The sequence below is a fragment of the Paenibacillus koleovorans NBRC 103111 genome (assembly GCF_004000845.1).
GTDB classification, from domain to species: domain Bacteria; phylum Bacillota; class Bacilli; order Paenibacillales; family NBRC-103111; genus Paenibacillus_AA; species Paenibacillus_AA koleovorans.
Genome location: NZ_BIMA01000247.1, coordinates 1 through 1,477, shown reverse-complemented (window position 1 = coordinate 1,477; position 1,477 = coordinate 1). Strand labels below are relative to the sequence as shown.

The following is a 1,477-nucleotide window of genomic DNA, read 5'->3' as shown; positions in this document are numbered from 1 at the left end:
AATTTTGGGTTTGGTTCATTTTGTCAAGTACTGATTTCGGTTTTGAGCCATTTTTTTAATAGAAAAAATATTTTGTAAAAGGGAAAATTTTAGGAGGGCGAAGCGTAGAAGCGCGCAAGCGCATAAGCACCGGTGCAGCAACGCATGTGCTTGCGGCGATTTCGATGTGACTCTATAATCGGTAAAAAATGCAAATCGTTGCGGAGTGTGAAAGATGCAATGAAAACAAAAAATGCAAGGCGAGGTTGGGCGAGCTCGGCGATAGGAATAGTGGCTGGAAGGGCGGCAGGTACTGCGGTAGGAAGCGCGGTGCGAGCTATGGTAGCTGTGGGTGGAACGGCTGTACGGACGGTGGCAGGAACTATGATTGGCTGTTTCCTCATTGCGGTGAGCTTCAACATGCTGCTCAATCCGAACCGGATCGCCTCCGGCGGCGTGACCGGGCTGGCGACGCTGCTGGAGCGATACTTGGGTGCGTCGCCTGCAATCAGCATTTGGGCGATCAACGCGGTGCTATTAGTAGTAGGTGGTTTGGCGCTCGGCCGGGCGTTTATGGCCAAGTCGCTGTTCGGTAGCGTGCTGCTGCCGCTTTTGATCTATGCGACAGCGGATTGGCCGCCTCTGACGACCAATCCGCTGCTGGCGAGCGTCTATGGAGGAATCGGAACCGGCATCGGACTTGGCTTGCTGTTCCGGGTGGGCGGTTCCGTCGGCGGCTTCTCGGTCGTAGCCAGCCTGCTGCTCAAGCGCCAAGCGATCCCGCCGGCCAAGACGATCACCGTACTGGATGGCCTTGTCATCGCTATCGGAGGAATCGCCTTCTCGCCGGAAAATGCGCTGTACGCGCTGGTCAGCCTGTTCTTCATCCGACGGCTGCTGTCGCTCATCCACCACGGCTCGAACGCGACGGCGTTCGCGCTGATCGTCTCCGATCGGCCGGAGCCGGTGCGCGACGCCATGCTCGAGCGGCTCGACCGCGGCATGACCGAGCTGCGTGGCACGGGCGCCTTCACCGGCACGGACCGAAACGTCCAGCTCGTCGTGCTGAAGCGCTCCGAGGTGCCGCTGCTCAAGCGGCTTGTCGCGCAGGCCGATCCGCGGGCTTTCGTGCTCTTGAGCGATGCCGAGGAGGTCATGGGCGAAGGGTTCGACCGGTTCGAGATCGAACGACGCCACTCTCGCGAGCGTGCCGCACGTTCGGCCTGGATCTAGCATTAAGCGAATTAAGATAAGGTGATGGCATAACTCTATTTGGCGCGAAACCCATTTTTGCAGAAAAATAAGGTGATGCCTTAACGCTATTTCATCCGAAACCCATCAAGAAGATAGGTTGCGGGCGAAATAAGGTGATGGCTGCTGATCGTTATTTTTCGGCAATTGTGGAGTTTGAGCGAAATAAGGTGATTTCGTAACGTTATTTTCGGGCAGACGCTGACTTAGCTTTGGTCGAAGCTTTAGCTGTCCTTTTGGATGGCGT

General features: G+C 56.2%; 1 protein-coding gene. It reads left to right on the top strand.

The window, feature by feature from the left end; translation table 11 throughout:
* The first annotated feature begins 363 nt into the window (after nucleotides 1–363).
* A complete protein-coding gene (locus PKO02S_RS32000; protein ID WP_164821830.1) occupies nucleotides 364–1,212 on the top strand; it encodes a YitT family protein in 849 nt (282 codons plus the stop codon).
* Nucleotides 1,213–1,477: the final 265 nt, after the last annotated feature.